General features: G+C 47.1%; 28 protein-coding genes. 20 read left to right on the plus strand and 8 right to left on the minus strand.

The window, feature by feature from the left end; all coding sequences use genetic code 11:
* Positions 1 to 3 precede the first annotated feature (3 nt).
* From yjbM to ACTRXG_RS03705, 3 genes are read left to right on the plus strand one after another with little or no spacing between them, the layout of a single operon-like run.
* Positions 4 to 639 carry a GTP diphosphokinase gene (yjbM, locus tag ACTRXG_RS03695; RefSeq protein ID WP_474262050.1) on the plus strand — a complete coding sequence of 212 codons (636 nt, stop codon included), beginning with the start codon at positions 4 to 6 and terminating at the stop codon, positions 637 to 639.
* 23 nt (positions 640 to 662) lie between these two features.
* The gene (locus tag ACTRXG_RS03700; RefSeq protein WP_474262075.1) at positions 663 to 1,457 is read left to right on the plus strand and encodes an NAD kinase; all 795 of its coding nucleotides are present in this window, start codon (positions 663 to 665) and stop codon (positions 1,455 to 1,457) included.
* A gap of 4 nt (positions 1,458 to 1,461) precedes the next feature.
* Positions 1,462 to 2,358 carry an RluA family pseudouridine synthase gene (locus ACTRXG_RS03705; RefSeq protein ID WP_474262051.1) on the plus strand — a complete coding sequence of 299 codons (897 nt, stop codon included), beginning with the start codon at positions 1,462 to 1,464 and terminating at the stop codon, positions 2,356 to 2,358.
* Here ACTRXG_RS03705 and prpE read toward each other — a convergent pair.
* The gene (prpE, locus tag ACTRXG_RS03710) at positions 2,334 to 3,071 is read right to left on the minus strand and encodes a bis(5'-nucleosyl)-tetraphosphatase PrpE (protein WP_474262052.1); all 738 of its coding nucleotides are present in this window, start codon (positions 3,069 to 3,071) and stop codon (positions 2,334 to 2,336) included. The two genes, ACTRXG_RS03705 and prpE, sit on opposite strands and share 25 nt — an antisense overlap.
* A gap of 117 nt (positions 3,072 to 3,188) precedes the next feature.
* On the opposite strand from prpE, the gene fabI reads away from it, so the two are divergent.
* From fabI to ACTRXG_RS03735, 5 genes are all read left to right on the plus strand, one after another.
* Positions 3,189 to 3,971: an enoyl-ACP reductase FabI gene (fabI, locus tag ACTRXG_RS03715; protein WP_474262053.1), complete on the plus strand. Its 783-nt coding sequence runs from the start codon at positions 3,189 to 3,191 to the stop codon at positions 3,969 to 3,971.
* A 30-nt stretch (positions 3,972 to 4,001) separates the two neighbouring features.
* Positions 4,002 to 4,838, plus strand: coding sequence for a glucose PTS transporter transcription antiterminator GlcT (gene glcT, locus ACTRXG_RS03720; protein WP_474262055.1), 837 nt, complete (start codon positions 4,002 to 4,004; stop codon positions 4,836 to 4,838).
* Between the two features lie 186 nt (positions 4,839 to 5,024).
* Positions 5,025 to 7,061, plus strand: a complete 2,037-nt coding sequence (ptsG, locus tag ACTRXG_RS03725; protein ID WP_474284062.1) for a glucose-specific PTS transporter subunit IIBC — start codon at positions 5,025 to 5,027, stop codon at positions 7,059 to 7,061.
* 98 nt (positions 7,062 to 7,159) lie between these two features.
* A complete protein-coding gene (locus ACTRXG_RS03730) occupies positions 7,160 to 7,384 on the plus strand; it encodes a hypothetical protein (protein ID WP_474284063.1) in 225 nt (74 codons plus the stop codon).
* A 53-nt stretch (positions 7,385 to 7,437) separates the two neighbouring features.
* Positions 7,438 to 7,737, plus strand: a complete 300-nt coding sequence (locus ACTRXG_RS03735; RefSeq protein ID WP_474262058.1) for an HNH endonuclease — start codon at positions 7,438 to 7,440, stop codon at positions 7,735 to 7,737.
* A 10-nt stretch (positions 7,738 to 7,747) separates the two neighbouring features.
* Here the strand turns inward: ACTRXG_RS03735 and ACTRXG_RS03740 are convergent, their stop codons facing one another.
* Both ACTRXG_RS03740 and ACTRXG_RS03745 read right to left on the minus strand, forming a co-directional pair.
* Positions 7,748 to 8,176, minus strand: coding sequence for a GNAT family N-acetyltransferase (locus ACTRXG_RS03740; RefSeq protein WP_474262076.1), 429 nt, complete (start codon positions 8,174 to 8,176; stop codon positions 7,748 to 7,750).
* 19 nt (positions 8,177 to 8,195) lie between these two features.
* Positions 8,196 to 8,921, minus strand: a complete 726-nt coding sequence (locus tag ACTRXG_RS03745) for an alpha/beta hydrolase (protein ID WP_474262059.1) — start codon at positions 8,919 to 8,921, stop codon at positions 8,196 to 8,198.
* A 127-nt stretch (positions 8,922 to 9,048) separates the two neighbouring features.
* Between ACTRXG_RS03745 and ACTRXG_RS03750 the strand changes: the two genes are divergently transcribed.
* The 3 genes from ACTRXG_RS03750 to hemG all read left to right on the plus strand — a co-directional run bounded on the left by ACTRXG_RS03750 (position 9,049) and on the right by hemG (position 11,642).
* Positions 9,049 to 9,603 (plus strand): phosphatidylglycerophosphatase A family protein, encoded by a 555-nt coding sequence (locus tag ACTRXG_RS03750; RefSeq protein ID WP_022795240.1) that lies wholly within the window; start codon positions 9,049 to 9,051, stop codon positions 9,601 to 9,603.
* Positions 9,604 to 9,746: 143 nt separating this feature from the next.
* Positions 9,747 to 9,932: a hypothetical protein gene (locus tag ACTRXG_RS03755; RefSeq protein WP_022795241.1), complete on the plus strand. Its 186-nt coding sequence runs from the start codon at positions 9,747 to 9,749 to the stop codon at positions 9,930 to 9,932.
* A 324-nt stretch (positions 9,933 to 10,256) separates the two neighbouring features.
* Complete coding sequence (gene hemG / locus ACTRXG_RS03760; protein ID WP_474262060.1) at positions 10,257 to 11,642, plus strand: protoporphyrinogen oxidase; 1,386 nt, start codon at positions 10,257 to 10,259, stop codon at positions 11,640 to 11,642.
* A gap of 36 nt (positions 11,643 to 11,678) precedes the next feature.
* Here the strand turns inward: hemG and ACTRXG_RS03765 are convergent, their stop codons facing one another.
* Positions 11,679 to 12,146, minus strand: a complete 468-nt coding sequence (locus ACTRXG_RS03765) for an NUDIX hydrolase (protein WP_474262061.1) — start codon at positions 12,144 to 12,146, stop codon at positions 11,679 to 11,681.
* 238 nt (positions 12,147 to 12,384) lie between these two features.
* On the opposite strand from ACTRXG_RS03765, the gene ACTRXG_RS03770 reads away from it, so the two are divergent.
* The 3 genes from ACTRXG_RS03770 (at position 12,385) to ACTRXG_RS03780 (ending at position 15,392) form a co-directional block, all read left to right on the plus strand.
* Entirely contained in the window at positions 12,385 to 12,807 is a 423-nt protein-coding gene (locus ACTRXG_RS03770; protein WP_474284064.1) for a universal stress protein, read from the plus strand.
* A 164-nt stretch (positions 12,808 to 12,971) separates the two neighbouring features.
* Entirely contained in the window at positions 12,972 to 14,447 is a 1,476-nt protein-coding gene (locus tag ACTRXG_RS03775) for a Na+/H+ antiporter NhaC family protein (RefSeq protein WP_474262063.1), read from the plus strand.
* A 282-nt stretch (positions 14,448 to 14,729) separates the two neighbouring features.
* A complete protein-coding gene (locus ACTRXG_RS03780; RefSeq protein WP_474284065.1) occupies positions 14,730 to 15,392 on the plus strand; it encodes a type 1 glutamine amidotransferase domain-containing protein in 663 nt (220 codons plus the stop codon).
* Positions 15,393 to 15,467: 75 nt separating this feature from the next.
* On the opposite strand, the gene ACTRXG_RS03785 is transcribed toward ACTRXG_RS03780, so the two are convergent.
* A complete protein-coding gene (locus tag ACTRXG_RS03785) occupies positions 15,468 to 16,847 on the minus strand; it encodes a Glu/Leu/Phe/Val family dehydrogenase (protein ID WP_474262065.1) in 1,380 nt (459 codons plus the stop codon).
* 206 nt (positions 16,848 to 17,053) lie between these two features.
* On the opposite strand from ACTRXG_RS03785, the gene ACTRXG_RS03790 reads away from it, so the two are divergent.
* Positions 17,054 to 18,166, plus strand: a complete 1,113-nt coding sequence (locus tag ACTRXG_RS03790) for an NADH:flavin oxidoreductase (protein WP_474284066.1) — start codon at positions 17,054 to 17,056, stop codon at positions 18,164 to 18,166.
* Positions 18,167 to 18,295: 129 nt separating this feature from the next.
* The gene (locus tag ACTRXG_RS03795; RefSeq protein WP_474284067.1) at positions 18,296 to 19,528 is read left to right on the plus strand and encodes a YeeE/YedE family protein; all 1,233 of its coding nucleotides are present in this window, start codon (positions 18,296 to 18,298) and stop codon (positions 19,526 to 19,528) included.
* Between the two features lie 52 nt (positions 19,529 to 19,580).
* Here ACTRXG_RS03795 and fumC read toward each other — a convergent pair whose 3' ends face one another.
* Entirely contained in the window at positions 19,581 to 20,969 is a 1,389-nt protein-coding gene (gene fumC / locus ACTRXG_RS03800; RefSeq protein ID WP_474262068.1) for a class II fumarate hydratase, read from the minus strand.
* Between the two features lie 209 nt (positions 20,970 to 21,178).
* Between fumC and ACTRXG_RS03805 the strand changes: the two genes are divergently transcribed.
* On the plus strand, positions 21,179 to 22,024 hold the full coding sequence (locus tag ACTRXG_RS03805; RefSeq protein WP_474280050.1) for a 50S ribosomal protein L11 methyltransferase: 846 nt from the start codon (positions 21,179 to 21,181) through the stop codon (positions 22,022 to 22,024).
* A gap of 2 nt (positions 22,025 to 22,026) precedes the next feature.
* Complete coding sequence (locus ACTRXG_RS03810) at positions 22,027 to 22,995, plus strand: 2-hydroxyacid dehydrogenase (protein ID WP_474284068.1); 969 nt, start codon at positions 22,027 to 22,029, stop codon at positions 22,993 to 22,995.
* 48 nt (positions 22,996 to 23,043) lie between these two features.
* Here ACTRXG_RS03810 and ACTRXG_RS03815 read toward each other — a convergent pair whose 3' ends face one another.
* A complete protein-coding gene (locus ACTRXG_RS03815) occupies positions 23,044 to 24,408 on the minus strand; it encodes an alanine/glycine:cation symporter family protein (RefSeq protein WP_474262077.1) in 1,365 nt (454 codons plus the stop codon).
* A gap of 250 nt (positions 24,409 to 24,658) precedes the next feature.
* Between ACTRXG_RS03815 and ACTRXG_RS03820 the strand changes: the two genes are divergently transcribed.
* Entirely contained in the window at positions 24,659 to 24,961 is a 303-nt protein-coding gene (locus tag ACTRXG_RS03820; protein WP_322527282.1) for a hypothetical protein, read from the plus strand.
* 138 nt (positions 24,962 to 25,099) lie between these two features.
* Here the strand turns inward: ACTRXG_RS03820 and ACTRXG_RS03825 are convergent, their stop codons facing one another.
* Positions 25,100 to 25,486: a sulfurtransferase gene (locus ACTRXG_RS03825; RefSeq protein ID WP_474262071.1), complete on the minus strand. Its 387-nt coding sequence runs from the start codon at positions 25,484 to 25,486 to the stop codon at positions 25,100 to 25,102.
* 217 nt (positions 25,487 to 25,703) lie between these two features.
* Here ACTRXG_RS03825 and ACTRXG_RS03830 point away from each other — a divergent pair, with 217 nt between their 5' ends.
* A complete protein-coding gene (locus ACTRXG_RS03830; RefSeq protein WP_022794038.1) occupies positions 25,704 to 26,039 on the plus strand; it encodes a metal-sulfur cluster assembly factor in 336 nt (111 codons plus the stop codon).
* The last annotated feature ends 264 nt before the right edge of the window (positions 26,040 to 26,303 follow it).

Below are 26,303 nucleotides of genomic sequence, written 5' to 3' on the forward strand. Positions count from 1 at the left end.
ACCATGAGTAACTGGCAGACGTTTCTTTCGCCATACATGCAGGCGGTAGAGGAAATAAAGGTGAAATTAAAAGGATTAAGAGAGCAGTACCAGATGTCTTCACAGCACACTCCGATTGAGTTTGTTACCGGGAGGGTCAAGCCGGTAACGAGCATTCTTGATAAAGCCCAGCGCAAAGATATTCCGCTCGATGAAATCGACACGAAAATGCAGGACATTGCCGGTATTCGTATCGTCTGCCAATTTGTCGGTGACATTGATACCATTGTGGATTTGATGCGGACAAGACAGGATTTTGAGGTTTTGGAGGAGCGGGATTACATTAAGGAAAAAAAAGAGAGTGGCTACCGATCTTTTCACATGGTCGTTTCCTATCCTGTGCATACGATTGACGGCCGCAAAGACGTGCTTACAGAAATTCAGGTGCGGACAATGGCGATGAATTTCTGGGCGACTATTGAACATTCTTTAAACTACAAGTACAGCGGTGAAATTCCGGAGGATATTAAGCACCGGCTGCAGCGCGCTGCAGAAGCTGCATTTCAGCTCGATGAAGAAATGTCTAAAATAAAAGGCGAGGTGCGGGAAGCGCAGCGTATCTATATGCAAAATAGGGAAAGTGAGGGTCCAAATACATGAGTATCCCGTCCACCGATGAAAACATGCGATACAACGTTACGTCCCGCGGAGACGACACCTCCAACGAAATCAGGGACAAAGTGCTTTCCTATCTGAATGAATTCGGCCTGATCCATGACGAAGTCCATCCTGATATTGTGATCACTGTGGGGGGCGACGGCACGCTGCTGCAGGCGTTCCATCATTATTATGAATCACTTGAAGATGTATGCTTTGTAGGTATACATACCGGTCACCTCGGTTTTTATGCAGACTGGCAGCCGGAAGAAGTGGAAAAGCTGGTGATTCATCTTGCAAAAACGCCCTTCCAGGTAGTGGAGTACCCGCTGCTTGAAGTAATTGTCCGCTATAATGAACATACGAGGTTCGAACGGTACTTAGCCTTAAATGAATGCATGGTAAAAACGCTCGAAGGGTCTCTCGTATGCAATGTAGATATTAAAGGCGATCATTTTGAAACGTTTCGCGGAGACGGCCTATGTATTTCCACGCCTTCCGGAAGCACGGCGTATAACAAATCTCTGGGCGGGGCGATTCTGCACCCTTCCTTATCAAGTATTCAAATATCTGAAATGGCAAGCATTAATAACCGGGTTTACCGGACGATCGGCTCGCCTTTAATTCTGCCGCAGCACCATACCTGTCTTCTGCGCCCGGTGAATGATGTGGACATGCAGATTACTATTGACCATATCACTCTTGTCGACCAGGGGATTGAGTCCATTCAGTACCGGGTGGCAGAAGAAAAAGTGCGATTCGCCCGCTTCCGTCCGTTTCCTTTCTGGAAGCGCGTGAAAGAATCGTTTATCGGAGAATAAAAGGATGCGGACAATTACATGGAGCGTGCCTGCCGGGGCAGAAAACCTGGAGGTAAAAAGATTTTTGAGCCAGTACAAAGATGTCTCACGGAGAGTATGGAAAAAAGTAGATACACTCCCCATGTATATAAATGGGAAAGTAAGCCGGGGAAATGACCGGTTAAGCGCCGGGGATGAGCTGCAGATAAGCATCCCGTCAGGAACCGTTCCTGCTCATTTTAAAGAGTCCCAGGAGCAGCTGGAAGTGCTCTATGAAGATAAAGACGTTATAGTAATCAACAAGCCTGCGGGCCTGCCAACCATTCCCGGAAGAGCAGCAGGAGAGGAGTCACTGGCAGGGAGACTGGCTGGTTATCTGCGAAACAAGGGCATACAGTCTGCCATTCATCCTGTTTCAAGGCTCGACCGCGGAACAAGCGGTATCGTTCCTTTTGCCCGTCATGCATATGCCCACTCCCGCATGGAAAAACATATGAATGCCGGAGCGAAAGAGTATATCGGGATCGTTGAAGGCAGATGGCCGAGGGCATTCACGCGTATAGATATTCCGATCCGCCCGAGTACGACCAGTCTGGTGGAACAGGTGGCAGCACCGGACGGAAAAAGAGCTGTGACAACCGCAGAGGTGATTGAAATACTGCCTGAACACACAGTCTTAAAGTTTGGGCTGGAAACCGGCCGGACGCATCAGATCCGGGTGCATGCTTCTGCGTCCGGTTTTCCACTTGCCGGTGATACGCTGTATGGAAATAGAAATGAATACTTGAACAGGCAGGCATTGCACGCCTGCCGTCTGACTTTCTTTCATCCGGTACAGGAAACAATGATCAACATTACGGCTCCGCACCCTGAAGATATTAATGATTTTCTGGCTGCTCATCGGCTGAAGGTATTTAAGTGATCCGGCTGCAGCGGCAGAGTGGAAGGGACCTCAACGAATTCATGTTCCGGGTAACGGTAGGCGGTAAGCTTGTTTCCAAATGAACAGCCTGTATCAATATTTAAAGTCCGGCCGACGAGCCGGGCTTTCCATACAGGGGTGTGGCCGTAAATGATGAAAGGCCTGCCGCGGTAAGCGGGAGCCCAGTCTATACGCTCAGGTTCGCGCCTGGCGTTTAGCTTTGTCGGGCCGTACAAAACTACATTCCGGGTTCTGCGGTCCGTTCGGCCGATCAGACTTTCCTGCATGCCGCCATGGGAAGCAAGAGCGTTTCCGTTGTCGAACAGCTGGTACAGCGGTGCCTGCTCAAACAAGTCCATAAACTTCTGCTTTATCTCCTGCCGCTCACCCGGGAGAAGTGCTTCCCACTCCTGGATGGTTTTTTCAAGCCCGTGACCTACCTGGACCGGGCGCCCCAAAAACCAGCGGTACAGTTTGTCACAATGGTTTCCAGGCAGATACAGGGCGTTTCCGCTTTTAACCATTTGCTCTGTTATACGGATGACATCTATAGAATTTGGCCCGCGGTCTGTGATGTCGCCAACGATTACAAGCTGACGGCCGCCGGGGTGCATGTAATTTTGATTATGATCATAGCCGAGTACTGAAAGCATTTCGGTCATTTCGTACGCACAGCCGTGAATGTCGCTGATAAAGTCAAAGTGTCTGTTCACTCAGACCTCTCCCTTCTGAAAAAATATAACGGCTGTTGGACAGCCTGGCGGTTCAATGATATAAAGGTAAAGAAATTATTTGATATTGATACAATCATATCTAAAGGAGAGACAACGATGCAATTATCACTTGAAGGAAAAACATTTGTCGTGATGGGTGTTGCCAATAAAAGAAGCATAGCCTGGGGAGCAGCGGAAAGCCTGGCAGAGGCAGGAGCTGATTTAGTATTTACATACGGACAGCAGCGCACTGAAAAAAGTGTCAGAAAATTGGCGGATTCGCTGGATCAGAAAGAACCACTCGTCGTTCAGTGTGATGTCACCAACGACGAGCAGATCCGCGAATGCTTTGCAAAAATTAAAGAAGAAGCGGGAACCATTCACGGCGTCGTTCATTCCCTGGCTTATGCGAAAAGAGAAGAGCTCGAGGGCGAATACTTAAATGCTACGCGTGAAGGATTTTTACTGGCCCAGGAAATCAGTGCATATTCCTTCACTGCAGTTGCAAAGGCTGTAAAAGAGTTTGATTTAATGTCAGAAGGAGGCTCTTTTGTTACGATGAGCTACCTTGGGGCAGAGCGGATCGTGAAAAATTATAACGTCATGGGCGTAGCGAAAGCTTCTCTGGAGGCAAGTACGCGTTATTTGGCAAACGATTTGGGTGCAGACGACATTAGAGTCAATGCAATCTCGGCCGGTCCGATTCGTACGTTGGCAGCTAAAGGTGTTTCCGGTTTTAACGACACCATCAAGGCGATGGAGGAGCATGCCCCTCTGCGGCGTACAGTTACCCAAAAAGAGGTCGGGGACACCACTGCCTTTCTGATGAGCGGAATGTCGAGTGGAATTACAGGGGAAGTTATCCATGTCGACGGAGGCTATCACGCATACGGCATGTAAATCAGATCTGCAGGAACATGGTGGTGAAAGATGAAAGTAATTAAAGGGTTAAACAATAACGTTGTGATTGCAGAACACGAGGACTACGGGGAAGTTATTCTTACCGGGCGGGGCATCGGTTTTTCCAAGCGCCCGGGAGACCTCATTGATGCTGGAGCGCCGGAAAAGTTTTTCATATTGAAAAATGAAAATGAACAGACGCAGTACCGACAGTTAATCGAGCACATCGATGAGACGTTTATCGCCTGTATTACAGAAATTCTGCAGGTGCTTGAAGCAGAGTGGGCGGAAACGTTCGAAGAACACATTCATGTGGCGTTAACGGATCACCTCAGCTTTGCACTTGAGAGAACAAAAAAAGGTCTCACAATCAGCAACCCGTTTTTAAAAGAAACCCAGCTTGCTTATGAAAAAGAATACCGTGCGGCCGGATGGATCATTGATGAAATTGAACAATGGACAGGGGTGCGGCTTCCAGAAGAAGAAAAAGGGTTTATTGCCCTGCACCTGCACGGGGCAGTAACGAGAACACCGCTTGACCAGGTGAACGCTTATACGCGGCTTGTAAAAGATATGACAGTAATGGTGGAGCGGGCTCTCGATATTCAGCTGTCACCGGAAGATTTAGATCACCGCCGGCTGTTCCGTCATCTGCAGCAGGCTGTCGCAAGGGTAAGAAACGGTGAGTTCGAAGAGGCGTCTGAGCCATTAAAAAAAATGTTGCAGGCAGAGTACCCCTTCTGCTATAATTTGTCTTGGAAGCTCATACGAACGATGCAGCGTGCTTTGCAGACGACGATACCAGAAGGCGAAGCCGTTTATTTAACCATTCATCTGCAAAGGCTTTCATCGAAACGAAATAATTGATCTAGTGTTCCGTGTTACTGGTAAAGCAGGCATGAGAGAATGCTGATCGCGTTTGAACCAAAGGGAGAAGACCCAGCTTCTTTTCTCTTTGTGACCTCGCGATTAGTGTATCTCTCATGCTTTTTTTATGCACTGAGACCTGTGGTCAATGATGAGTCTTCCAAAAAATAATTAGGAGAGATACATATGTGGAAACAGTCATTTGGAGTACTTCAACGTATCGGGCGCGCCCTGATGCTTCCGGTTGCCCTTCTTCCAGCGGCCGGTCTGCTTCTTGCTATCGGTACCGCCATGCAGGAAGAGCAAATGATCGAATTGCTGCCATTTCTGACTTCTGCTCCAGCAGAATTAATTGCCGAGCTGATGTCGGAAGCCGGTGGGGTAGTATTTGATAATTTAGCGGTATTATTTGCAGTCGGTGTAGCGCTCGGTCTGGCAGGAGACGGAGTAGCAGCTCTTGCAGCACTGATCGGGTTTATGATTATAAACGTTACGATGAGCGTGCTATTAAGTGTTAATACAGATATGCTTGAAGAGCCGGGCTACGCGTCAGTGCTTGGTATTCCCACACTTCAGACAGGGGTGTTTGGGGGAATAATTGCCGGTATATTAGGAGCAGTGATGTACCAGCGCTTTTATAATATTAATCTGCCAACCTACTTAGGATTTTTCGCAGGGAAAAGATTTGTACCGATTGCTACCGCTGTGGGCGGTCTGGTTATCGGTGCTGCTTTGACCCTGGCATGGCCCCCGATTCAGAGCGGATTGAATTCCCTGTCGCTCTATGTGACAGAATCAAACCAAACGCTTTCCGCATTTATTTTCGGCGTAATGGAACGTTCACTCGTACCATTCGGCCTGCATCACATTTTCTATTCCCCGTTCTGGTTCGAATTTGGAAGCTATGTGAACGATGCAGGAGAAACGGTCAATGGAGATCAGCGGATTTTCTTTGAACAGATGAAAGACGGAGTGCCTTTTACTGCCGGAACGTTCATGACAGGGAAATTCCCATTCATGATGTTCGGTCTGCCGGCTGCGGCTCTCGCAATTTACCACTGCGCCCGTCCGGAAAATAAAAAGATGGTCGCAGGTATTATGGGTTCAGCGGCATTAACTTCATTTCTGACAGGTATTACCGAGCCGCTTGAGTTCAGCTTCTTGTTTGTAGCACCGCTTTTGTTTGCGATTCACGCGATTTTTGCCGGATTTTCTTTTATGATTATGCAGCTGCTTGATGTCAAAATTGGCATGACCTTCTCCGGAGGCGTTATCGACTTTATGCTCTTCGGCATCGTGCCAAACCGGACGGAATGGTGGCTCGTTATTCCGGTGGGCCTATGCTTTGCGTTAATTTATTACTTCGGATTCCGGTTTGCTATTCAAAAATTCAACCTGATGACTCCGGGGCGTGAAGCAGCCACAGAAGGAGCCGCTGGAATGTCTGGTGCAGCTTCTGACGATGAACTGCCAAGAGAAATCATTGCTGCGTTTGGCGGCCAGGAAAACTTAAAGCACCTGGACGCCTGCATTACAAGACTTCGGATCACAGTCAATGAAAAAGATAAAGTGAATAAAGATCAGCTTAAAGCACTGGGTGCTTCCGGCGTAATGGAAGTCGGCAATAACGTTCAGGCGATTTTTGGTCCTAAATCAGATGCGATTAAGTCCCAGATGCAGGACGTTATTGCTGGAAAAACGCCTGAACCAATAGCAGAAAAAGAAACGGCTGCTACTGCAATGAACACTGCTTCTGCTGAAGATATCCAGGCCATGTCCATTACAAGTCCAGCCTCCGGACGGCTGATCCGTATCGATGAAGTGGAGGATGAAGTGTTTTCCGGAAAAATGATGGGAGACGGATTTGCAATTGTGCCGGAAGAAGGCATCTTTCATGCGCCTGCCGACGGCACTATTACTACAGTGTTCCCGACGAAACACGCTGTAGGGATGCAGACCGATGAAGGTACAGAGATTCTCATTCATATCGGTCTGGATACGGTTAATATGAAAGGTGAAGGCTTCGAAGTCTTTGTGACAGAAAACGATAAGGTGAAGCAGGGAGATGTACTAGTTAAAGCTGACCTTGAGAAAATCCGTCAGGAAGCAGCTTCTACAACTACACCCGTAGTGTTCACCAATCTGGATAAAGAATATACTGTCAGTGTAGAAAGTGGGAAAATGGTTCGGGCAGAGGAAGACGGTATTATTATGATTAAATAACCGTTTCCGGTGCTTAATATATGGAAAAAAGGGTAAAGAATACTAGTGATCATTTTTTCTTCAATCCATCATTGTAAACAGTGGAGGAGGGTCTGAGCATGGCACTGGTAGTTCCATATATTAATGCATCGGCTGTTAATTATGCCAACCGCCAACAGCCGCCGGTGAAGCTGGGAGTACGCCGTATTCAGCGGGTGCAGCCCGTAGAGCCGAAAAGATATTCGAGTGAGCAGCAGGACGTCTATCGGTCACTCGAAAAAAGGTATGAGCGTATTTTAGAAGAAGAAAATAAAAAAGGGCGGCGCATTCATACGCTTGCCTGAGAGAGCTGCCTTCCGGCAGTTCTCTTTTTATTACGGACTAGGAGGAGAAGTGATTGAAACAGAGAAAATCGGTGGGGACGTGCGAGCTTTGCGGACGGGAGGAAGTCGAACGCACAGTGCACCATCTGGTGCCAAAGGATGAAGGAGGGACACACGGGGCAACTGCCTGGCTGTGTAAAGCCTGTCATCGGCAGATACATGCTTTATACAGTAACAAAGAGCTGGCCGTAAGGCTGAACACTATTGAACAGCTGCGGGCTGATGAAAAAATTTGGCGGTTTATTAAATGGATACGAAAGCAGCGGGGAGAAAAAAGGGTGAAAGTACGACGATCGAAAACGAAAAAAAGGTGAGCAGGGATGCTCACCAGCTAAGCGACTTTTTCATTTCTACATGAGGGATGCCGGCATCCATAAACTCACCGGACGTGACTTCGTACCCGAGGGATTGATAAAACCCGGAAGCATATTTTTGTGCATTGAGCTTCATGACAGGCTTTTCCATTTCCAGTGCTTTATATTCCATGGCCTGCATCAGCAGCCGGCCGCTTCCGGTCCCGCGGAAGGAGGAATAAATACATACACGTTCCGCTTTAGCATAGTCTTCTTCAAACCGGAGCCGGGATGCTCCAATTGCCCGTTCGCCGTCATATACGACGAAATGGACAGCTTCTTCTTCAAATTCATCAATTTCTTCTTCCTCGGGCACATTCTGTTCCTCGACGAAAACGTCAAAACGGACCCGGAAGGCATCTTCGAGCTGCTGTCTGTTACTTACTTCATATACTTCAATCATAAAACGCAGTCCTTTCTCAATCCAGTTCGATATCAAACATGTAAGCAAGCGAATGAAGCACGTCCTGCTCCCATACCTTCCATAAATGACCGCCTTCGAGCTCTTTGTAATAATAATGGGATGCTTTAACAGAAAGATATTCATACAAATCACGGTTCGGTTTCAGAAAATCTTCGACCGTACCAGCTGTCGTGTCTACTTCCTGTTCTTCAGTTCCAATGGTATGGTACAACGTAAAGGAAGGCCAGTCCTCTGAGTTTTTCAGAGCATTGAATACCGTTTCGTTAACAAGCGGTGAATGCATCACAACCCGCTGAAAAATGTTAGGATAGCGAAGAGAAGCCATTAAAGAAACTGTACCTCCGAGGGAATCGCCAAGCAGCGTCCTCGCTTCAGGTGAAGGCTCAGTGTGATACTCTTTTTCCATAAACGGAAGGAGTTCTGAGGCCATAAATTGAAGATAATCATTATGGCCCTCTTCATCGGGATGGTACCAGTTTCTGCGCTGGCGCACAGAAGGATAAGGAACTCCTACGATTACCGTGTCGGGGGCTCCTTCCTCCATCGCCTGTTCGGCATAGCGGACTAAATGGCCGAGCCGGAAGTAATCCTTACCGTCCTGGGCGATGATTAAATGATATGTAGACATAGGAGTGAATCCATCCGGGGTGTAGATACGTAAATCAAATGAGTGATCCAATATTTCGCTGTGAAATGTGACATCCTGCTGGGTACCGTCCATGACGTTTCACAATCCTTTCATAGGGAAATAGTATTAGTGAAGTCCCTTATTGTTGCAATAGCTATTGTAACATAATTTTAAGGGCTTTTATGTATTCCGGATTGCACTCGACAAAGGAGGCAGCAATATGACTAAAGAAAAAGTATCAAGTGAAAAAGTAGAAAAAGCAGCAAGGGATATGCTCGAGGAGCGCGGAGTTTCCCTTCAGGACATTGCAGATATCGTATATAATATGCAGGCAAAATACGCACCAAATCTGACAATGGATGACTGCCTGGAAAGCGTGGATGCTGTATTGTATAAAAGGGAAATTCAGCATGCTATCTTAGTGGGCGTGGAAATCGACAAACTGGCCGAAAATAACCAGTTGTCTGAGCCTCTGCAGTCACTGGTTGATACGGATGAAGGCTTGTTTGGTATTGACGAGACGGTGGCGCTTGGTTCGGTATTTGGGTTCGGAAGTATAGCCGTTACGACATTTGGATATTTGGATAAAGCCAAAGATGGTATTATTAACGAATTGGACACAAGTGAAGACAAAGTGCACACGTTTTTAGATGACCTGGTCGCAAGCATCGCATCGAGCGCTTCCGCACGTCTTGCTCACCGTATGCGTGATAAGGAAGAAGAGCGTACGAGCAGGCAGATTAAACACCGCGAAGATGAAGAGTTGATTGGCTGAAAGAAATCATAAGTAACCCCGCAGTTTTTTGCTGCGGGGTTTTTGTGTGGATAACTCATTGTACTTAACAAATAAAACAATTGGGAGTACAATATGTAGAGAAAAAGCAAACTTAAATATATGATAAAGGAGTAGAAATTCTAGTGCAGGAAACCAAACCGCGTTGGATATACTGGAAAAAAACCTTTCATTCAAAATTTCAGGCCGGCTGCCTCAAAGCAAAGCTTGAAGAAAACTGGCACAACGGATACGAACTAGGACCGCTCGTAGAAATAAGAAAGCTGCGCTCCAATAAATATGTGGTGCGATATACGTACGATGAAGCTTAAAGCTAAAACATACAGCTTTATAAAAAATAGATTAAATAAGAAAAGGTAAGAGCCGTTTTATGTCCCGGGACGTAAAACGGCTCTTAGTTATGAGGAGTTATTCGGTGCTTTCTTTCCAATGTTTTTCCGTTTAATTTTCCCATAATCATTTCTCCTATCAAAAATAGCAGGTCTCGGCCTGATACCATTACCTGTTCCTGTCTCTTTGTAAACATTTGTAAACGAATGCATGAAATTATTTTATATATTTGCATCAAATAAAGAACGGCGGCATAATTTTAGATATAGCACAAAATCGTTAGAATGCAGAAAAGAGGAAGACGAATGAAACGTATTACCGTAGTAGGTGGGGGAATTACAGGGCTTACCATTCTGTATTACCTGCAGAAATGGAAATTGGAAAGCGGCAGCAATATTGAATTGACGCTTGTGGAAAAAGAAGAAAAAGCAGGCGGTAAAATACGAACCGTCCATCATGAAGATTTTATTATGGAAACCGGGGCTGATTCTGTTGTAGCAAGGCACAGCGCAGTGCTTCCGTTAGTCAAAGAAGTGGGACTCGAAAAAGAAATGGTGTATAACAGCACCGGAGTGTCTTACCTGTATGTAAAAGATCAGCTTTATCCGCTCCCGAAGGATGCAGTCTTTGGTATTCCATCGGGACCAGGGTCGCTTTTAAAAAGTCCGCTTATTTCCTGGAAAGGAAAGGTTCAGGCACTTGGAGATTACGTAAAAAAGAATAAGAACTTCACGAAAGAAAGCTCAGTGGGGGAGTTCCTCGAATCCTTCCTGGGTCGTGAACTGGTGAAAAATCAAATTGCACCGGTTTTGTCCGGCGTGTACTCGGGGGATATTTACTCACTTACCATGGCATCGACCCTTCCGTACCTCGTGGATTATAAAAACGATTTTGGAAGTATTATGCGGGGGATTGCGAAAAACAAAAAAACGTTTGGAGCGGGGGTGGGGAAAAAATTCATTTCCTTCCGGAATGGTTTGTCTTCGCTGCCGGAGGCGCTGCTTTCGAAATTAACCGAATCAGAGGTGTTGTTTGGACGGCAGGTGGAGCACATTAAAAAGAAAGATGAAGCGTATCAGGTGAAGCTCGACAACGGAGAAAGCCTGGAGACAGATGCCATAGTTATAGCTGCACCGCACCGGACTGCAGCACGTATACTGCAGGATGAAGAGATGACAAAAATATTTAACGAGTTCCAGAGTTCGTCTCTTTTAAGTGTGTATGCTGGTTTTTCCCTGCCGCCGGACAGTCTGCCGCGGGACGGGACGGGATTTATCGTTTCTGAGAACAGCGATCTTGAATGTAATGCATGCACATGGAGCAACCGGAAATGGATTCATACTTCGAAAGGCGAAAATGTGCTGGTGCGTTTATTTTACAAAAGCTCCAAGCCTGCGTATCAACGAATGCAGGAGGGAGGAGAAGAGCAGATAAAGCAGACAGCGCTAAATGACCTTAAGAAAAGCCTTCATATTGAACAGGAGCCGGTAAGGCTGGAAGTAACAGACTGGGAACAGCTGATGCCAAATTATCACATCGGGCACCAGTCAGCTGTCGGAGAGCTTGAAAGGCTGCTGAAAGAAAAGTTTCCAGGCGTTTACGTGGCTGGTGCTTCGTATTACGGGGTTGGTATCGGCGCCTGCATTCAAAACGGGATAAATACTGCAGAAGCCCTGTACCACAGTATTTAAAAGCACGCCTCTTCCAGCCGGAAAAGGCATGCTTCTTTACATATCAATTGAATGCCTGCTGCGCAGATACTCCTTCATAACCGTTTGCTGGCCGTCTACGATTGTTTCAGGGAGAGCTGCAGGATCCAAAAAAGCCACCGAGGCTGACTCGTTGGGATCGGGTTGAATAGTACCTTCCAAATGATCAGCGGTGTAGGCAATAATCACACAGTAAAAAGGGTCACCGTTCGGTGCAATCACAAACGTACCCTCACCGGAGTAAACATTAAACAGTCGGAGGCCGTGGGCGTGGAGACCTGTTTCTTCCAGGGTCTCACGGACTGCTGTTTCTTCGGCAGCCTCCCCGAGCTCCATTAAGCCTCCGGGAAAGCTCCAGCTGCCCGGGGGATTGGTTCTTTCCTGCAGCAAAATACGGCCTTCATCGTTTTCTGCAATAACAACAGCTCCCACGAGAATCACTGTTTCTTTTCCAACGAGCCGCCTTAGGTTTTCTACATACCCCACATGAAACTCCCTCTCTGTAGTGTTTTCTCTACCATATCATGAAAATATGGATAGGAGAAAAGCAGTATCAATATTCATACGTAAAAATATGGTATGTTAAAGTGAAAGAATAAATAAAGCATGGAGGTGAATAAATTTAGCCAGTATTACAGGACAAATGCCGTATAAACTGGCTGAAAATCGGGAACAGTAAATTAAAAGCATGAAATTGAGAGCAAAGTAACAGGGGGATGCTTGTATGTTTAAACGACTGTTAATTACAGTAGACGGTTCCGATCACTCTGCCCGTGCGGTGGAAAAAGCAATTGAAAGCATTGCGCCGGAGCTTTCCGAAGTCTATGTGGAGGTCGTCTACGCGACTACCTCTTCGCAGCCGAAATCGAACAGGCTGAGTGAGCATGAATTATACATTCAACAGCAGAATGAAGAAGAAATTCTGCAGCCGGCGGTCGAACGACTCAGCGCAGAAGGAATAAGAGCAGAAAAAGTGGTGCTCCACGGGGATCCGGCAGCGGCTATTAGTGAATATGCCAACGAATACGAATTTGATTGTGTTGTTGTGGGAAGCAGAGGACTGAATCCGTTGCAGAAAATGGTTATTGGCAGCGTCAGCAGAAAAATTGTGGAGCAGATCCGTCACCCTGTGCTTGTCGTAAAATAAACGTGCCTTAATAAAATACTGTTAAAAAGCTGCCATTTTTGCGGGCAGCTTTATTATTATTTGCAAAATTCTTTTCAAGGCGTACGTTTGTCCATTACAAACAGGCACAGGAGTGGTAGAATGGTTTTCGTGCTGAATAAATATTATACATAGGAGTTTTCCACATGGCAGAACAAGAAGAAAAGTTAGAGAGAGCCGTAGGGGCAAAATCTATCGAAAATTTGGATTTCAGGCTTGGGGCTTTTGGAGCTGCAGTGCCGTTGTTGTTTTTCGTAGTCTGGGCGATTACTACCAGTGTTCTTCAGCTTTCCTCTGAGATTGGGCTGGTACTGGGGGCAGTCATCGGACTGACCCTTGGCATGCTGTTTTGTAAAAGCCGGTGGGCTGACTACGCACAGGGCCTGTTTGACGGTCTGGCGCAGCCGATTGGCGTCATCGCCATGGTGGCCTGGTTTTATGCGGGGATGTTTGCACAGGTGCTCCAGGTAGGCGGTTTGGTAGAAGGGCTTGTCTGGACAGGGATAGCAACAGGTGTGACAGGCGGTCTGTTCACCGCAGTAACATTTCTGCTTGCTGCAGTCTTTTCTACAGCAGTCGGCACCGGCTACGGTACGACCGTGGCGTTTTGTACACTGATGTTTCCAGCCGGCGTAGCTACAGGGGCAGATCCGGTACTGCTGTTTGCTGCGATACTTGCCGGTGCAGTATTTGGCGACAATCTTGCGCCGGTTTCTGATACGACAATCGTTTCCGCAACGACGCAGAATGCAGATGTGCCGGGTGTAGTAAGAAGCCGGTTCAAGTACGCGATCGCTGCAGCCATTCCAAGTGCAGTATTGTTTGCAGTCTTCGGCGGAGGAGACGGCGGTGCAGTCTCCGGCGTTTCTTCGGCAAACGTGGTGGAAGACGTTTCGCCGGGTGGTCTGATCATGCTTCTTCCGTTTCTGCTCGTGCTTATATTGGCATTATCCGGCCAGCATTTAATTACTTCATTAACATGGGGAATTGTATCTGCCATTCCGTTAATCGTCATTTCCGGTCTGGGTTCATTTTCGGATATTATTCGTTTTAACCCTGAAGCAGATGCGGTAGTCGAAGGGGCGTTAATCGATGGTATCACCGGGTATGTGAATATGGCTATTTTGATATTATTAATTGTGGCGGCAGCTTACTTGATGAGACTCGGCGGAACTATGCAGGCGATTACCAACGGCCTGGTTCGCTGGATTAAAAATTCTGTACGCCGGGCAGAGCTGTCAATGTGGGGGATTGTAGCTCTGTTGAACAGTTCCATTACCATTAACACGGCTGCAGAAATTGCAGCGGCTCCGTTTGTCCGGGATATCGGGGAAAAGTACGGGATTCACCGTTACCGCCGGGCGAATCTGCTTGATGCGGTAACATCGGCACTCGGCTACATTTTCCCGTGGGGAGCTCCGGTGCTTCTTGGCTGGTCTACGATCCAGACGATGCAGGAGCAGTACAACTGGCTGCCGGTGGTCGAGCCTACTGCAGTATTTCCTTTCGTCTTTCAGGGGTGGTTTCTCGTCTTAATCATGCTGCTCGCAGCGATTACCGGATGGGGGCGCCGCTATGAAGGAAAGAACGGAGAAGAACTCCGCGAACGCCCTTCGGAATAAACCAAAAGCGTGCTGCTTCGGCAGTGCGCTTTGTTTTGTTTGAAGGAAAATTTTCCTTCTGCTTCTCATCTGGATGGGGATCGCGATTATCTTTTTAACAGGAACCCAGCTGCTGCAGTGGAATGGTTGAGCGTGAGCAGTTTACTTTGCATGGCTGCCGGATATAGTTAGAATAGGTTCTGCAACAGCTTAAAGGATGTTTGAAAAGATGAGAGAGGAAAAGCATCTTTACATTCCTTTGTGCTAAATCAGAAAGTAATTGTGGAAAGGGTGACCATCGTCATGGCAAAAAACGTTTTAATGGTTGTAACAAGTCATTCCAAAGTGAACAATGAAGCAAAAACAGGCATATGGCTTTCCGAATTTGCGGAAGCATATATTGAATTTCAAAACAAAGGCTACAACGTTACTATCGCAAGTGTAGACGGCGGTAAGCCGCCGATTGATGAAGGAAGCGTGCAGCAGGAAACGCGCCAGGAAATTCTTGATGCAGAAAAATACCTTGAAGAAACAGTGAAGGTGGATACTGTTTCTGCTTCAGATTTTGATGCCATTTTTATTCCTGGAGGGCACGGAGCGATGTTTGACCTGCCGGAAAGTCAAAAAGTCCAGGATCTGATCCGTGAATTTTATGAAGCGGACAAATACGTGGCTTCGGTCTGCCACGGACCGGCGGCGCTGGTGAACGTTACTCTTTCAAACGGAGAACCGCTTGTTTCCGGCAAAAGGGTAAATGCTTTCACAGACGCGGAGGAAGAAGATACAGGACTTACGGCTCACATGCCGTTCCTGCTTGAGAGCCGTCTGCGTGAGCTTGGAGCCGAATTCGTTACGGCACCGAACTGGACTGAACACGTGGAATCCGATGGCTTCCTGATTACCGGCCAAAATCCGCAATCGACAGAAGCTGTAGCTAAAGAATTCGTGCAAAAACTGGGCAGCTAATGCTGACTGAAAAAAGAGCCCCGGCCTTTCCAACTGCGTTGGAGGCCGGGGCTTTTTGTTTATATAAGACTGGTTTTAATATAATTTTCCGCGAATATGAAGCATCGTACAGAGTGACATGATGGAATGAATATAGCAGTTCTGGCGAAGAGCAAATGGGTCGCCGAAAAATTCCGGCAGCACGCGGTCCATCGTTTCTTTCATTTTGTCATATAAAATCTTTGTAACCTGTTCTTCAGAATAATACAGTGTTTCCCGTCCCTGCAGCCATTCGGAATAAGATACGATAACACCGCCGGCGTTGGCAAGGATGTCAGGGATGATGACGACACCCTGTTCAGCTAAAATGGCATCGGCTTCGGTGGTAATAGGAGAGTTGGCGCCTTCTATAAGAATAGAGGCTTTAACGTCCTGCACATTGTCTTTATGAATGACACCACCGAGAGCGGCGAAAAATAAAGCATCTACTTCGAGATAAAGAACATCGTCACGGTCCCGCACATCAGCGCTAATGCCAAGTTCATGGATTTCTTCATCAGTGGTGGGAAGATCGCCATCATGATCGTTGGAAAAATCGAGCAGAGCCGGTACGTCGAGTCCGTCTTCATTGTAAAGAGTGACGTTCTGGTCACTTACAGATACGACTTTCGTATCGAGATAGTCGCAGTTATATGCCTGCATCGCGGTGACCGAGCCTACATTTCCGAAGCCCTGTACAGCGATGGAAAGCGGCCGCCCGTAAAATTCAAGCGCAGTTTTGAAAAATTTATTTTCCGAAGTCTGGAATTCGTCGCGCCGGTTTTTCAGAAAGTCATGCAGCAGGTATCGTAAAGTGAAATAAACTCCTTTTCCGGTCGCTTCTCTTCTGCCAAGGGAACCGCTGTTTTTAACACTTTTTCCTGTGAAGCTTCCACGGTAAGGAATGCCCGGGTTAATATTTTTGTATTCAGCCATCATCCAGTCCATCTCCCTGGCGCCTGAGCCGGCGTCGGGAGCGGGGATATCTTTATCCGGCCCAATTACATCGTTGAAGTACTGCACGTATTTTTTGCAAACGAGGTTTAATTCCTTTTTGCTGAACTCCTTTGGATTAATACTGATGCCGCCCTTGCCACCGCCAAATGGTACGTCATGGAGGGCATTTTTAATAGTCATAAGAGAAGCAAGGGAGGATACTTCGTCTTCATCGACGCTTTCGTGAAAACGGATACCGCCTTTGTAAGGCCCCATAGTGTCGTTATGTTGGACACGGTACGCCTCCAAACGTACTACTTCGCCGTTTTGAAGAGGAACACGAAGAAACGATTTGTGTACATGGTTGGGGGTAGAAAGGATGGAAATAAGAGAGGAAAAGGCCGTTTCACGAGCCTGGCCTTCGTAATCGGGCAGAAAGGTCTCATCCTGCATCAGTGCATCGAGCGATTCCTGAATGATTTTTGTCGCTTTATCTGACATGATATGTCCTCCTTAAGGTATTTGGGCCTATGTAAGTATTCTAGTACAGAATACCACTTTTCAGGAGACTGCAAACGGATTCGTGGAAATTAACACCAAAAAAGTATCGTCCTTGAGCGGATAAGTTGCGTTTGGAAAAACGATGCGTGCATACTGATTTTTGGATACTACTTATAATTTGTGGCAGGAGAAAGGAAGTCGTAATAATGACAGAGGAAACATCTAACCAGCAAGCGGCGGCTCCTTTATTTGAACCCTTTCAAATAAAAGATCTGCATCTTGCAAACAGAACAGTAATGGCACCGATGACAAGAGGATTTTCGCCGGGAGGCGTACCAAACGAAGACGTGGTAGCCTATTACCGGCGTCGGGCTGAAAATAACGTAGGACTGATTGTGACAGAAGGAACCGGTATCAATCACCCTGCGAGCGTGGAAGACCCGGGTGTACCGGCCTTTTACGGTGAAAAAGCCCTCGAAGGATGGGAAAGGGTGGTAGAGGCAGTGCATGAAGCAGGAGGAAAAATCATCCCCCAGCTCTGGCACGTAGGCATGACACGACCGGTAGGAGCAGAGCCGAACTCTGAGGCTATGCCGATTGGACCTTCCGGTTTAGCTTTAAGCGGGGAAGCTGTATCAAAGCCGCTGACAGTGGAAGAAATTGATGAACTGGTACAGGCTTATGCAGACGCTGCAGCAGCGGCGAAGCGTATTGGCTTTGATGGTATTGAAATCCACGGCGCCCATGGATATCTGATTGACCAGTTTTTCTGGGAGCAGACCAATAAGCGTACGGATCAGTACGGCGGGAATTTTGTCGAACGGACAAGGTTTGCCGTTGAAGTAATCGAAGCATGCCGCCGGGCTGTAGGTGAAGATTTCCCTATCTTCTTCCGGTTTTCGCAGTGGAAAATGTCTGACTTTGAAGCAAAGCTTGCAGACACGGCAGACGAACTGGCCCAGTTCCTGGAGCCGCTGTCTAAAGCAGGCGTAGACGTCTTTCACTGCTCAACCCGCCGCTTCTGGGAGCCGGAATTTGACGGTTCTTCATTAAATCTTGCCGGCTGGACGAAATATTTAACCGGTAAGCCTTCTGTGACGGTAGGGTCTGTAGGGCTGAATGGCGTTTTTACAAGCTTTGATAAAGCAGAAAACGATGATATTCAGGAATTAGTCAACCGGCTCGAAAACGATGAATTTGACCTAGTCGCAGTTGGGCGTCCGCTGTTAACGGATCCGGCATGGGCCAAAAAGATGCAGGAGGGCCGAACGGAAGACCTGGTGCCGTTCACCAAAGACGCATTAAGCGAGCTGTATTAAATTCTATTATAAGTAAATCATGAACTCTCCGGCCGCTGCCGGGGAGTTTTTTTCTATAAGATGTGTGAATCATTAAGGTAAGGGAAAAGAAGAATGGGGTTCTAATACAGGTCCAGTCAGGAGAAATTAATGAAAAAAATGAACACTGCGGCAGAAACGTCTGTTTTAAATAATCCACAAAATATCGTTTCGATAGTATGCTTATTGGTCATTCTTGCGCTTTCCCTCGTGTCTTACCAGATATCAGGCTGGCAGTATGTCATTCTGCTCTGGATTGGTTTTTTTCTTGGATTTTCCCTTTTCCACGCCCGCTTCGGTTTTTCGGCAGTCTACCGGCAGATTATCGAAAAAGGCAATACAGAAATGCTGCGGGCTCACATGCTGATGCTTATTCTCGTATCAACTTTTTCAGTTGCTATTTTTATTATCAGTCCGGCTTTGTTTGGGACAGTCCCGATACCGGCGCTTTCCGCTGTGAGTGTTGGATTGATAGTAGGAGCGTTCATTTTTGGTTTTGGCATGGAAATAGGCAGCGGCCTTGCCCCATCTTCATTTTACGAAGCAGAGGGCGGCAGGACTGCTTTAATTTGCACGTTGGCCGGCTTTATGACGGGGGCAGTGGCAGGGGCAGCCCATTTTGGTTTTTGGAACACTTCCCTTCCTTCGTTTGATCCAGTCTCGCTGGCGGTGGATACGGGAATCGGTTACATATGGGCGTGGGTGATTCAAATTGTTTTTCTCGGAATGATTGCTTTTGGCTCGTATGTGCACAAAAAACGAACTAGGCCTCCGGCACTCCCGCCGCTGCCTTCCGCCGCAAGCTGGAGCCGGATTATTTTCGGCTCCTGGCCGCTGTGGGTGGGTGCTGTTATTCTTGCAGTATTAAATGCTCTCATCTTTCTCGTGCAGGGGGAGCCCTGGAAGCTGACAGCTTCTTTTTCCTTATGGGGATCGAAGATAGTGCAGGCTCTTGGAATGAACGTGAGCGAATGGACATACTGGTTTGAACAGGATCAGTTTGTTGCCCTTCATCAATCGGTGCTGATGGATTCCATGAGCATTATTAATTTCGGTGTCATTCTGGGCACTGTAGTAACTCTGGCCATGAACCGACAAATCCGGTTTTCGAGGATCCCTCTTCGGGTTGCTTTAATCGCCCTGATTGGGGGAGGGCTGATGGGATACGGGGCAAGTATCTCGTTCGGTGCCAACATTGGGGCATATTTTAGCGGTATCGCCTCATTCAGCCTCCATGCGTGGATATGGCTAGTCATGGCTGTGCTTGGTGTGTACACTGCCTACTATATCAGTCACCGGCTGCCGTTGTATCATTACGAAGAAGGAAAACGCACGGATAAATAATAATAGCCTCCCAGGCTGTGATTGGCCTGGGAGGCTATTGGTTTATCATTGTTTATTCACTTGGGGAAACCATTTTCGCTGGATCGACGATCAATTCAAACTCTTCTTCATTTAACATGCCGCTTTCAAGCACGGCTTCCTTCAGTGTCTGTCCGTTAGCATGAGCGGACTTGGCAATTTTAGCCGCGTTTTCGTACCCAATGTGAGGGTTAAGCGCTGTGACGAGCATCAGAGAATTACGGAGATGCGCATCAATGCGTTCCTGATTTTCTTCAATGCCGACTGCACATTTATCATTAAAGGAAACGAGCGCATCAGCGAGTAGGTAGCTTGACTGCAGGAAATTATAAACAATAACCGGCTTAAACACGTTGAGTTCAAAATTACCTTGGCTGGCAGCAAAACCGATCGTAGCATCGTTGCCCATTACCTGTGCTGAAACCATAGTCAATGCTTCACTCTGGGTTGGGTTTACCTTTCCAGGCATAATAGAGCTTCCCGGTTCATTCGCAGGTATGGAAATTTCGCCAATACCACAGCGGGGACCGCTTGCAAGCCAGCGGACGTCGTTTGCAATTTTCATGGCGTCTGCTGCGAGGGCTTTTAATGCTCCGTGCGCATATGAAATTTCATCGTGGCTGGTAAGGGCGTGAAACTTGTTTGGAGCGGAGCGGAAGGATTTGCCGGTATAGGCACTAATTTCTTCGGCTACATATTCACCGAATTTTGGGTGGGCATTAATGCCTGTACCGACAGCTGTTCCGCCGATTGCAAGGTCTTTCACGTGATCAATGCTTTCTGTAATCATTTCAGCTGAACGCTCAAGCATCCGGTGCCAGCCGCTGACCTCCTGGCCGAGCGTGAGCGGAGTGGCATCCTGAAGATGCGTGCGGCCAATTTTAATTACATTTTCAAATGCATTCATTTTGTTCTCCAGGGTCGCACGAAGCGCTTCCACGGCAGGAAGAAGCTGATCCTCCACCTTTTGCACGGCAGCTACGTGCATCGCCGTAGGAAAGGTATCGTTTGAGCTCTGGGAACGGTTGACATCGTCGTTTGGATGCACGCTCAGAGAAGACCCTTTGTCTTCAAGCAGCTGGGAAGCGCGGCGGGCCACTACTTCGTTCATATTCATATTGGACTGGGTACCGCTTCCGGTCTGCCAGACCACGAGCGGAAAATGGTCGTCGAGTTTCCCGGAAAGAACCTCGTCGCACGCTTCGACGATAGCGTCGGCCTTTTCCGCTTCAAGCTTGTCCAGGCGTTTGTTTGCAAGAGCCGCAGAACGTTTTAAAATGGCGAACGCATATACGACGTCGATCGGCATAGTTTCCTGGCCGATTTTAAAGTTTTCCAGGCTGCGCTGGGTCTGCGCGCCCCAATGCTTGTCTTTCGGTACGTGCATGTCTCCAAGTGTATCTTTTTCTACGCGATAGTCCATCGATAGGTCGACCTCCTACTAGTATCAATAAGGTAATAGAGTAAGCACTCTTCCTCTAGATTAAAGAACATTTTTAAAAAAAGAAAGGCTTTTCAAAGGAGAAATACCAATTTCATCGTCTCGGGAGACAAACAGAAACGAGACAGGAAAAATAGATGTTGTATAAACAGTAGTTTTGCTATAATTTTTACGAAAAGGAGGCAGCTGGTATGTGGTACTCACTGGAAGTCCCGTCGGGGAATAACGAAGCATGGAGCCTGAGGCTCTATGAGCATGATATTTATACATTTTATATTGATGAAGCCATAGAGACAAGGAAGGATGAAGACGGTTATACATACGAATTCAGCAGTGGGGAAAAAAGCAGACTATATGTTTACACGGAAAATGTTTCTAAAAAAGAGTTAAGCCGGATGCTTGAAGTACACACACATGATTTGCACGAATGGGAGCCACCGGAGTGGAAAGAGTCTTCCTACGAAAACGTCAGACTGGCAGACGGATGGGAACTTGTGTATCCCCCGTTTCAGGAAAAGCAGGGAGAACGGGAATTACGTCTTGATCCGCAGGGAGCGTTTGGGACAGGCATCCATGAAACCACAAGGGACGCTCTCGAATGTATTGTCACCTGTACGGAAGGGTTGAGGGCTGCAGACATTGGCGCGGGAAGCGGGGTGCTGTCGATTGCTCTTGCAAAAAAAGGCATGCAGGTGGATGCCTATGATATGGAGCCGGTAACGCGGGAGATAGAACAGCAGGCAGCGTTAAACAGAGTAGAAAATCGAATTAAGGTATACGAACAGGACGTAGTTGGCCCAGTCTTTCCATACGAAGCATACGATATAGCCATCATCAATATTGGGGCGGATATTGCGGTGCACTGGCTCGAACGGGCTGGTTCCATAGAGGTTCTTCCTCACCAGGTTGTAGTATCCGGACTGGTGGACTGGTCAGTGGAGCGGGTGAAAAAAGCATTTTGGGTTAAAAATTATACGGATGCCTGGTACAAACAGACGAATGAATGGCACACTATATTATTTCAAAGGAGAGGCTGAGAATGACAAAACCACATGTTTTTATTACGAGGCCAATGCCCAACTGGCTGTTGGAAAAGCTTGAAAAGGAAGCTACGCTGGATGTATGGAATAAAAACGAATCGGTGCCGGAAGAGGAATTAGTCCGGAGAACAGCGGAAGCAGACGGTTTATTCTGTACCGTATCGGAGCCTGTGACAAGAAACGTTATTGAACAGGCACCGCGGTTGAAAGTAATAGCGACGATGGCAGTGGGATATAATAACATTGATCTGGAAGCGGCAGAAGAACAGAAAGTTAAAGTGGCCCACACTCCGGGTGTACTGACAGAAACAACCGCGGATCTCACCTTTGCTTTATTGATGGCCGCAGCTCGGAGGCTGCCGGAAGCCATGGATACTATCCGGAAAAATGAATGGGGGTCCTGGGCGCCGTTTGCATTTACGGGACAGGATATTTACGGTGCCACCCTTGGGATTATCGGCATGGGACGTATTGGAGAAGCTGTGGCTAAGCGGGCTGGTGGTTTTGATATGAACATACTTTATCATAATCGCTCGCGGAAGCGGGAAGCAGAAGAGCGAACTGGTGCTTTATACGCTGAGCTGGATGAACTTTTGGGAGAAGCTGACTTTATATGCGTGCTCGCTCCAGCCACACCCGAAACAGAAAAGCTGATCAACGCGGAAGCTTTTCGTAAAATGAAAAAAACAGCTGTATTTATTAACACCTCGAGAGGGACAACTGTGGATGAGGAGGCACTGGTGAATGCGCTTCGGGAGGGAGAAATTTTCAGCGCCGGTCTGGATGTCTTTGAGAACGAACCTATTAGTGCAGACCATCCGCTTCTCAGCCTGTCCAACGTTGTGGCACTCCCGCATATCGGCAGTGCCAGTGAAAAAACACGCCGGCGTATGGCGGATATGACTGCAGACCATATTTTACAGGGCCTCCATGGACTGCCGTTAACGCATGAAGTGCCTGTAAAATAAAAAGCATCTCGCGAGCCTGAAACGGGCGCGCGAGATGCTTTAGTTGTATTATGACTTGTTCCAGGTTGCTGTGCCATTTTTTTCTTCCTTCATTCGTTTGCGGAAGCGAACCGTTTCCGCGGTGATGACTCCGGAAAGCCCCAGAAGAGCGATCAGGTTTGGAGCTGCCATCAAGCCGTTCATCGTGTCTGCAAGCGACCAGACAATTCCGAACTGGACTACAGCACCAAAGAATACAGCGATAACGAAAATGACGCGGTAGGCAAAAACAGCTTTATATGTTTTGAAAAGGTAATAAATACAGCGTTCTCCGTAGTAGGACCAGCCCAAAATAGTAGAATAGGCGAAGAAAATCAGCCCTACAGAAACAATAATGCTTCCAGCCGGTCCTAAAAAGTGTTCAAATGTGGCGGCAGTCAGCGGTGCCCCGTCTAAGTCACCACTTACAAAGCTTTGGCCCATCACAAGAGAAATACCGGTAATGGAACAGATAATGATTGTATCAATAAAAACCTGGGTCATGGAGACAAGAGCCTGCCGGCCCGGATAGTCGGTACGGGCTGCGGCGGCTGCAATTGGTGCAGACCCAAGGCCTGCTTCGTTGGAGAAAACCCCGCGGGCCACCCCGTACTGAATTACAACCCCTACAGCCCCACCGGCTGCAGCCTGACCGGTAAATGCATCGGAAACGATTGAACCGACCGCGGCTGGAACGAGATCCAGGTTGCCAAAAATAACAATCAGGCCACCGACGACATAGAAGACAGCCATAATTGGTACAATAAATGAAACTACCCGGCCAATGGATTTGATGCCGCCAAGTATAACAACCCCGGTTAAAATACTGAGCACAACACCAGTGATCCAGGTAGGCACGTTCCAGTTGGAGTCCAGCACATCGGCAACGGAGTTGGATTGAACGGTGTTGCCGATCCCAAATGCAGCAATCGCAGCAAATACGGCAAACAGGACGGCCAACCATTTCCATCCGAGCCCTTTTTCTATGTAATACATCGGCCCTCCGGCCATGCGGCCCCGTTCATCCTGAACCCGGTACTTAACAGCCAGAATAGCTTCTCCGTATTTTGTAGCCATCCCGAAGAGCGCACTGATCCACATCCAGAAGACTGCGCCAGGGCCGCCAATTACTACTGCTGTAGCAACACCGGCGATGTTACCGGTTCCGACCGTGGCTGCCAGAGCGGTCATGAGCGATTGGAAATGGGAAATATCCCCCTCTGATTTTTTGTCCTGCTTGGAAAAGGCAAGCTTTAAGGCATAAGGAAGAGTAGAAAATTGCAAAAATCCTAAACGAACTGTTAAAAAGATACCTGTTCCCAAAATAAGAATTAAAAATGGCGGGCCCCACACAATACCGCTGATGGTGGTTAGTAATTCTTCAACACTGTTCATAAAACCTGACATATGTAACAACTCCTTTCCATAATGTAACTGTACATAAGATGTTATAAAGACGTGAACAGTTTGTTAGAAAAGTTTACTATAAAAATAATAAATTGGGTACATGTTTTGTAAAAATTATGAAAAATTCTGGAGAAGAAGATCATCAATTTCTATAAAAGATTTAAAATATGATGTTTTAGGGAGAAAAGATTCGGGCATTCGTATAGGTAGACGTAATCGGATGAAGGAGGACTAGACAATGAAAAAATTAAAAGTAGACGAAGTTTTTACAGATGACAAGGAACAGCTCCATTATACGGACGGTGAATTAGAGGTTCGTGATGATAACGGAGAGGATTGGGAAGTGAAGCTCTACGGAGTCGATAATCAGCGTTTCTTCACAGATGCTTTAAAAAATAACGAAAAGAAGCATTTAACATTCGAAACCGATAAAGGAAGCATGTACGGCCTCGTATCGGTGGAAGCACTTGACAATGCAGGTGTGGCTAATGAAGACGTAGTAACGCTTGTTGGAACCGGTCCGTTAAACGGTTTTTCGTAAGACAGAATGATAAATATCAGTAAATAACGGTCCAGGCTCTACAGCTTGGACTGTTTTTTAATTATAAGAAAAAAAGGTTTAAAAGACTGAAGCATAAAGCAGGCAGCCGCTAATCCGGCTGCCTGCTTTATGTAAATATTATGAACCGCTGCATGGGAGTTTCACTGGCGGATAGCCCTGTTCGCCTCTTCGCACTACAGCATAGCCGGTCACGGTAAAGCCGTTTTTCAACAGCAGCCGGGTGCTGAGATTTCGTGAAACCTTATCAGGAGCTACGAGAAATACTTCTTTTTTCGGTACGGTCTGTAAATGTCTTTTTAAATACGGATACGGAAGGGCGAATGCACCGTTTATCGGGTTACGGTCTGATTCCTGGTATTCACGGACGTCCAGAATGTGGGCCGTGGTCTCCTGACTTTGAGGAAGGGAAGAACAAGGAACGCGTAAAACAGGCATCCAGCGTTTAAATGCCGGTATCATAACGAGAACAATAACAACTATAGTAATAATAAGCCAAAAAAGCATCAACGCACTCCTCATTCCTTTCTTATAGCGATTCATATTCTATATTTTTTTACGAACAGATTCAAGAACTTTGCTTACGCTTTTTACACTTACCCTATTAATGATTGCCTATAACAGCTTCATGCTATTAATTCTTCCTATGAAATTCAAGCATATTGGTTTCAGGGGAACGCAATTTTTGATAAGGTTAATACAGAAAGTAGGAGGTGAAGCTTCCATGCCAGAAACAGAAGAAAAAAGAGAATTGGAAGAACGAGTTTGGGCGGAACTGGAAAATGTAATTGATCCGGAGCTCGGTATTGATATCGTAAACCTGGGACTTGTGTATACAGTAACAGTCGATGACGACAGACAGGCGAATATCGAAATGACTCTGACCGCAATGGGCTGTCCACTTGCAGGCACAATCGTTAACGATATTAATTTCGCCATGAATGATTTGAAGGAATACGGAGAAATCAGTGAAGTGGACGTGGACATCGTTTGGAATCCACCTTGGAGTAAAGACAAAATGTCCCGTTACGCAAAAATCGCCTTAGGTATTCCGGATTGATAAAAGGGAAGCCGGCTGGATAAACCAGCCGGCTTCTCAGATTGTTGAGAAACAAAATAAAAGCGTCATGTTTGTTCGTGGATCGTTCGATCCACGTTCTTTTTTGGCTGGTGCCTCAAAAATGTTGCCCTCTATGTCGCCTGGTTGGCGAGAACGAGGGCCATTTTTTTCATATTCTGGCAGGTAGATGCCTGTTCCTGCACAGACGAGTGTCCTCGGCATCGGGCATACCGAAACGCATGGAGTTCCTTGGCGTCTCCAAAA

This window comes from Marinococcus sp. LNSP9103-4, from assembly GCF_056034345.1.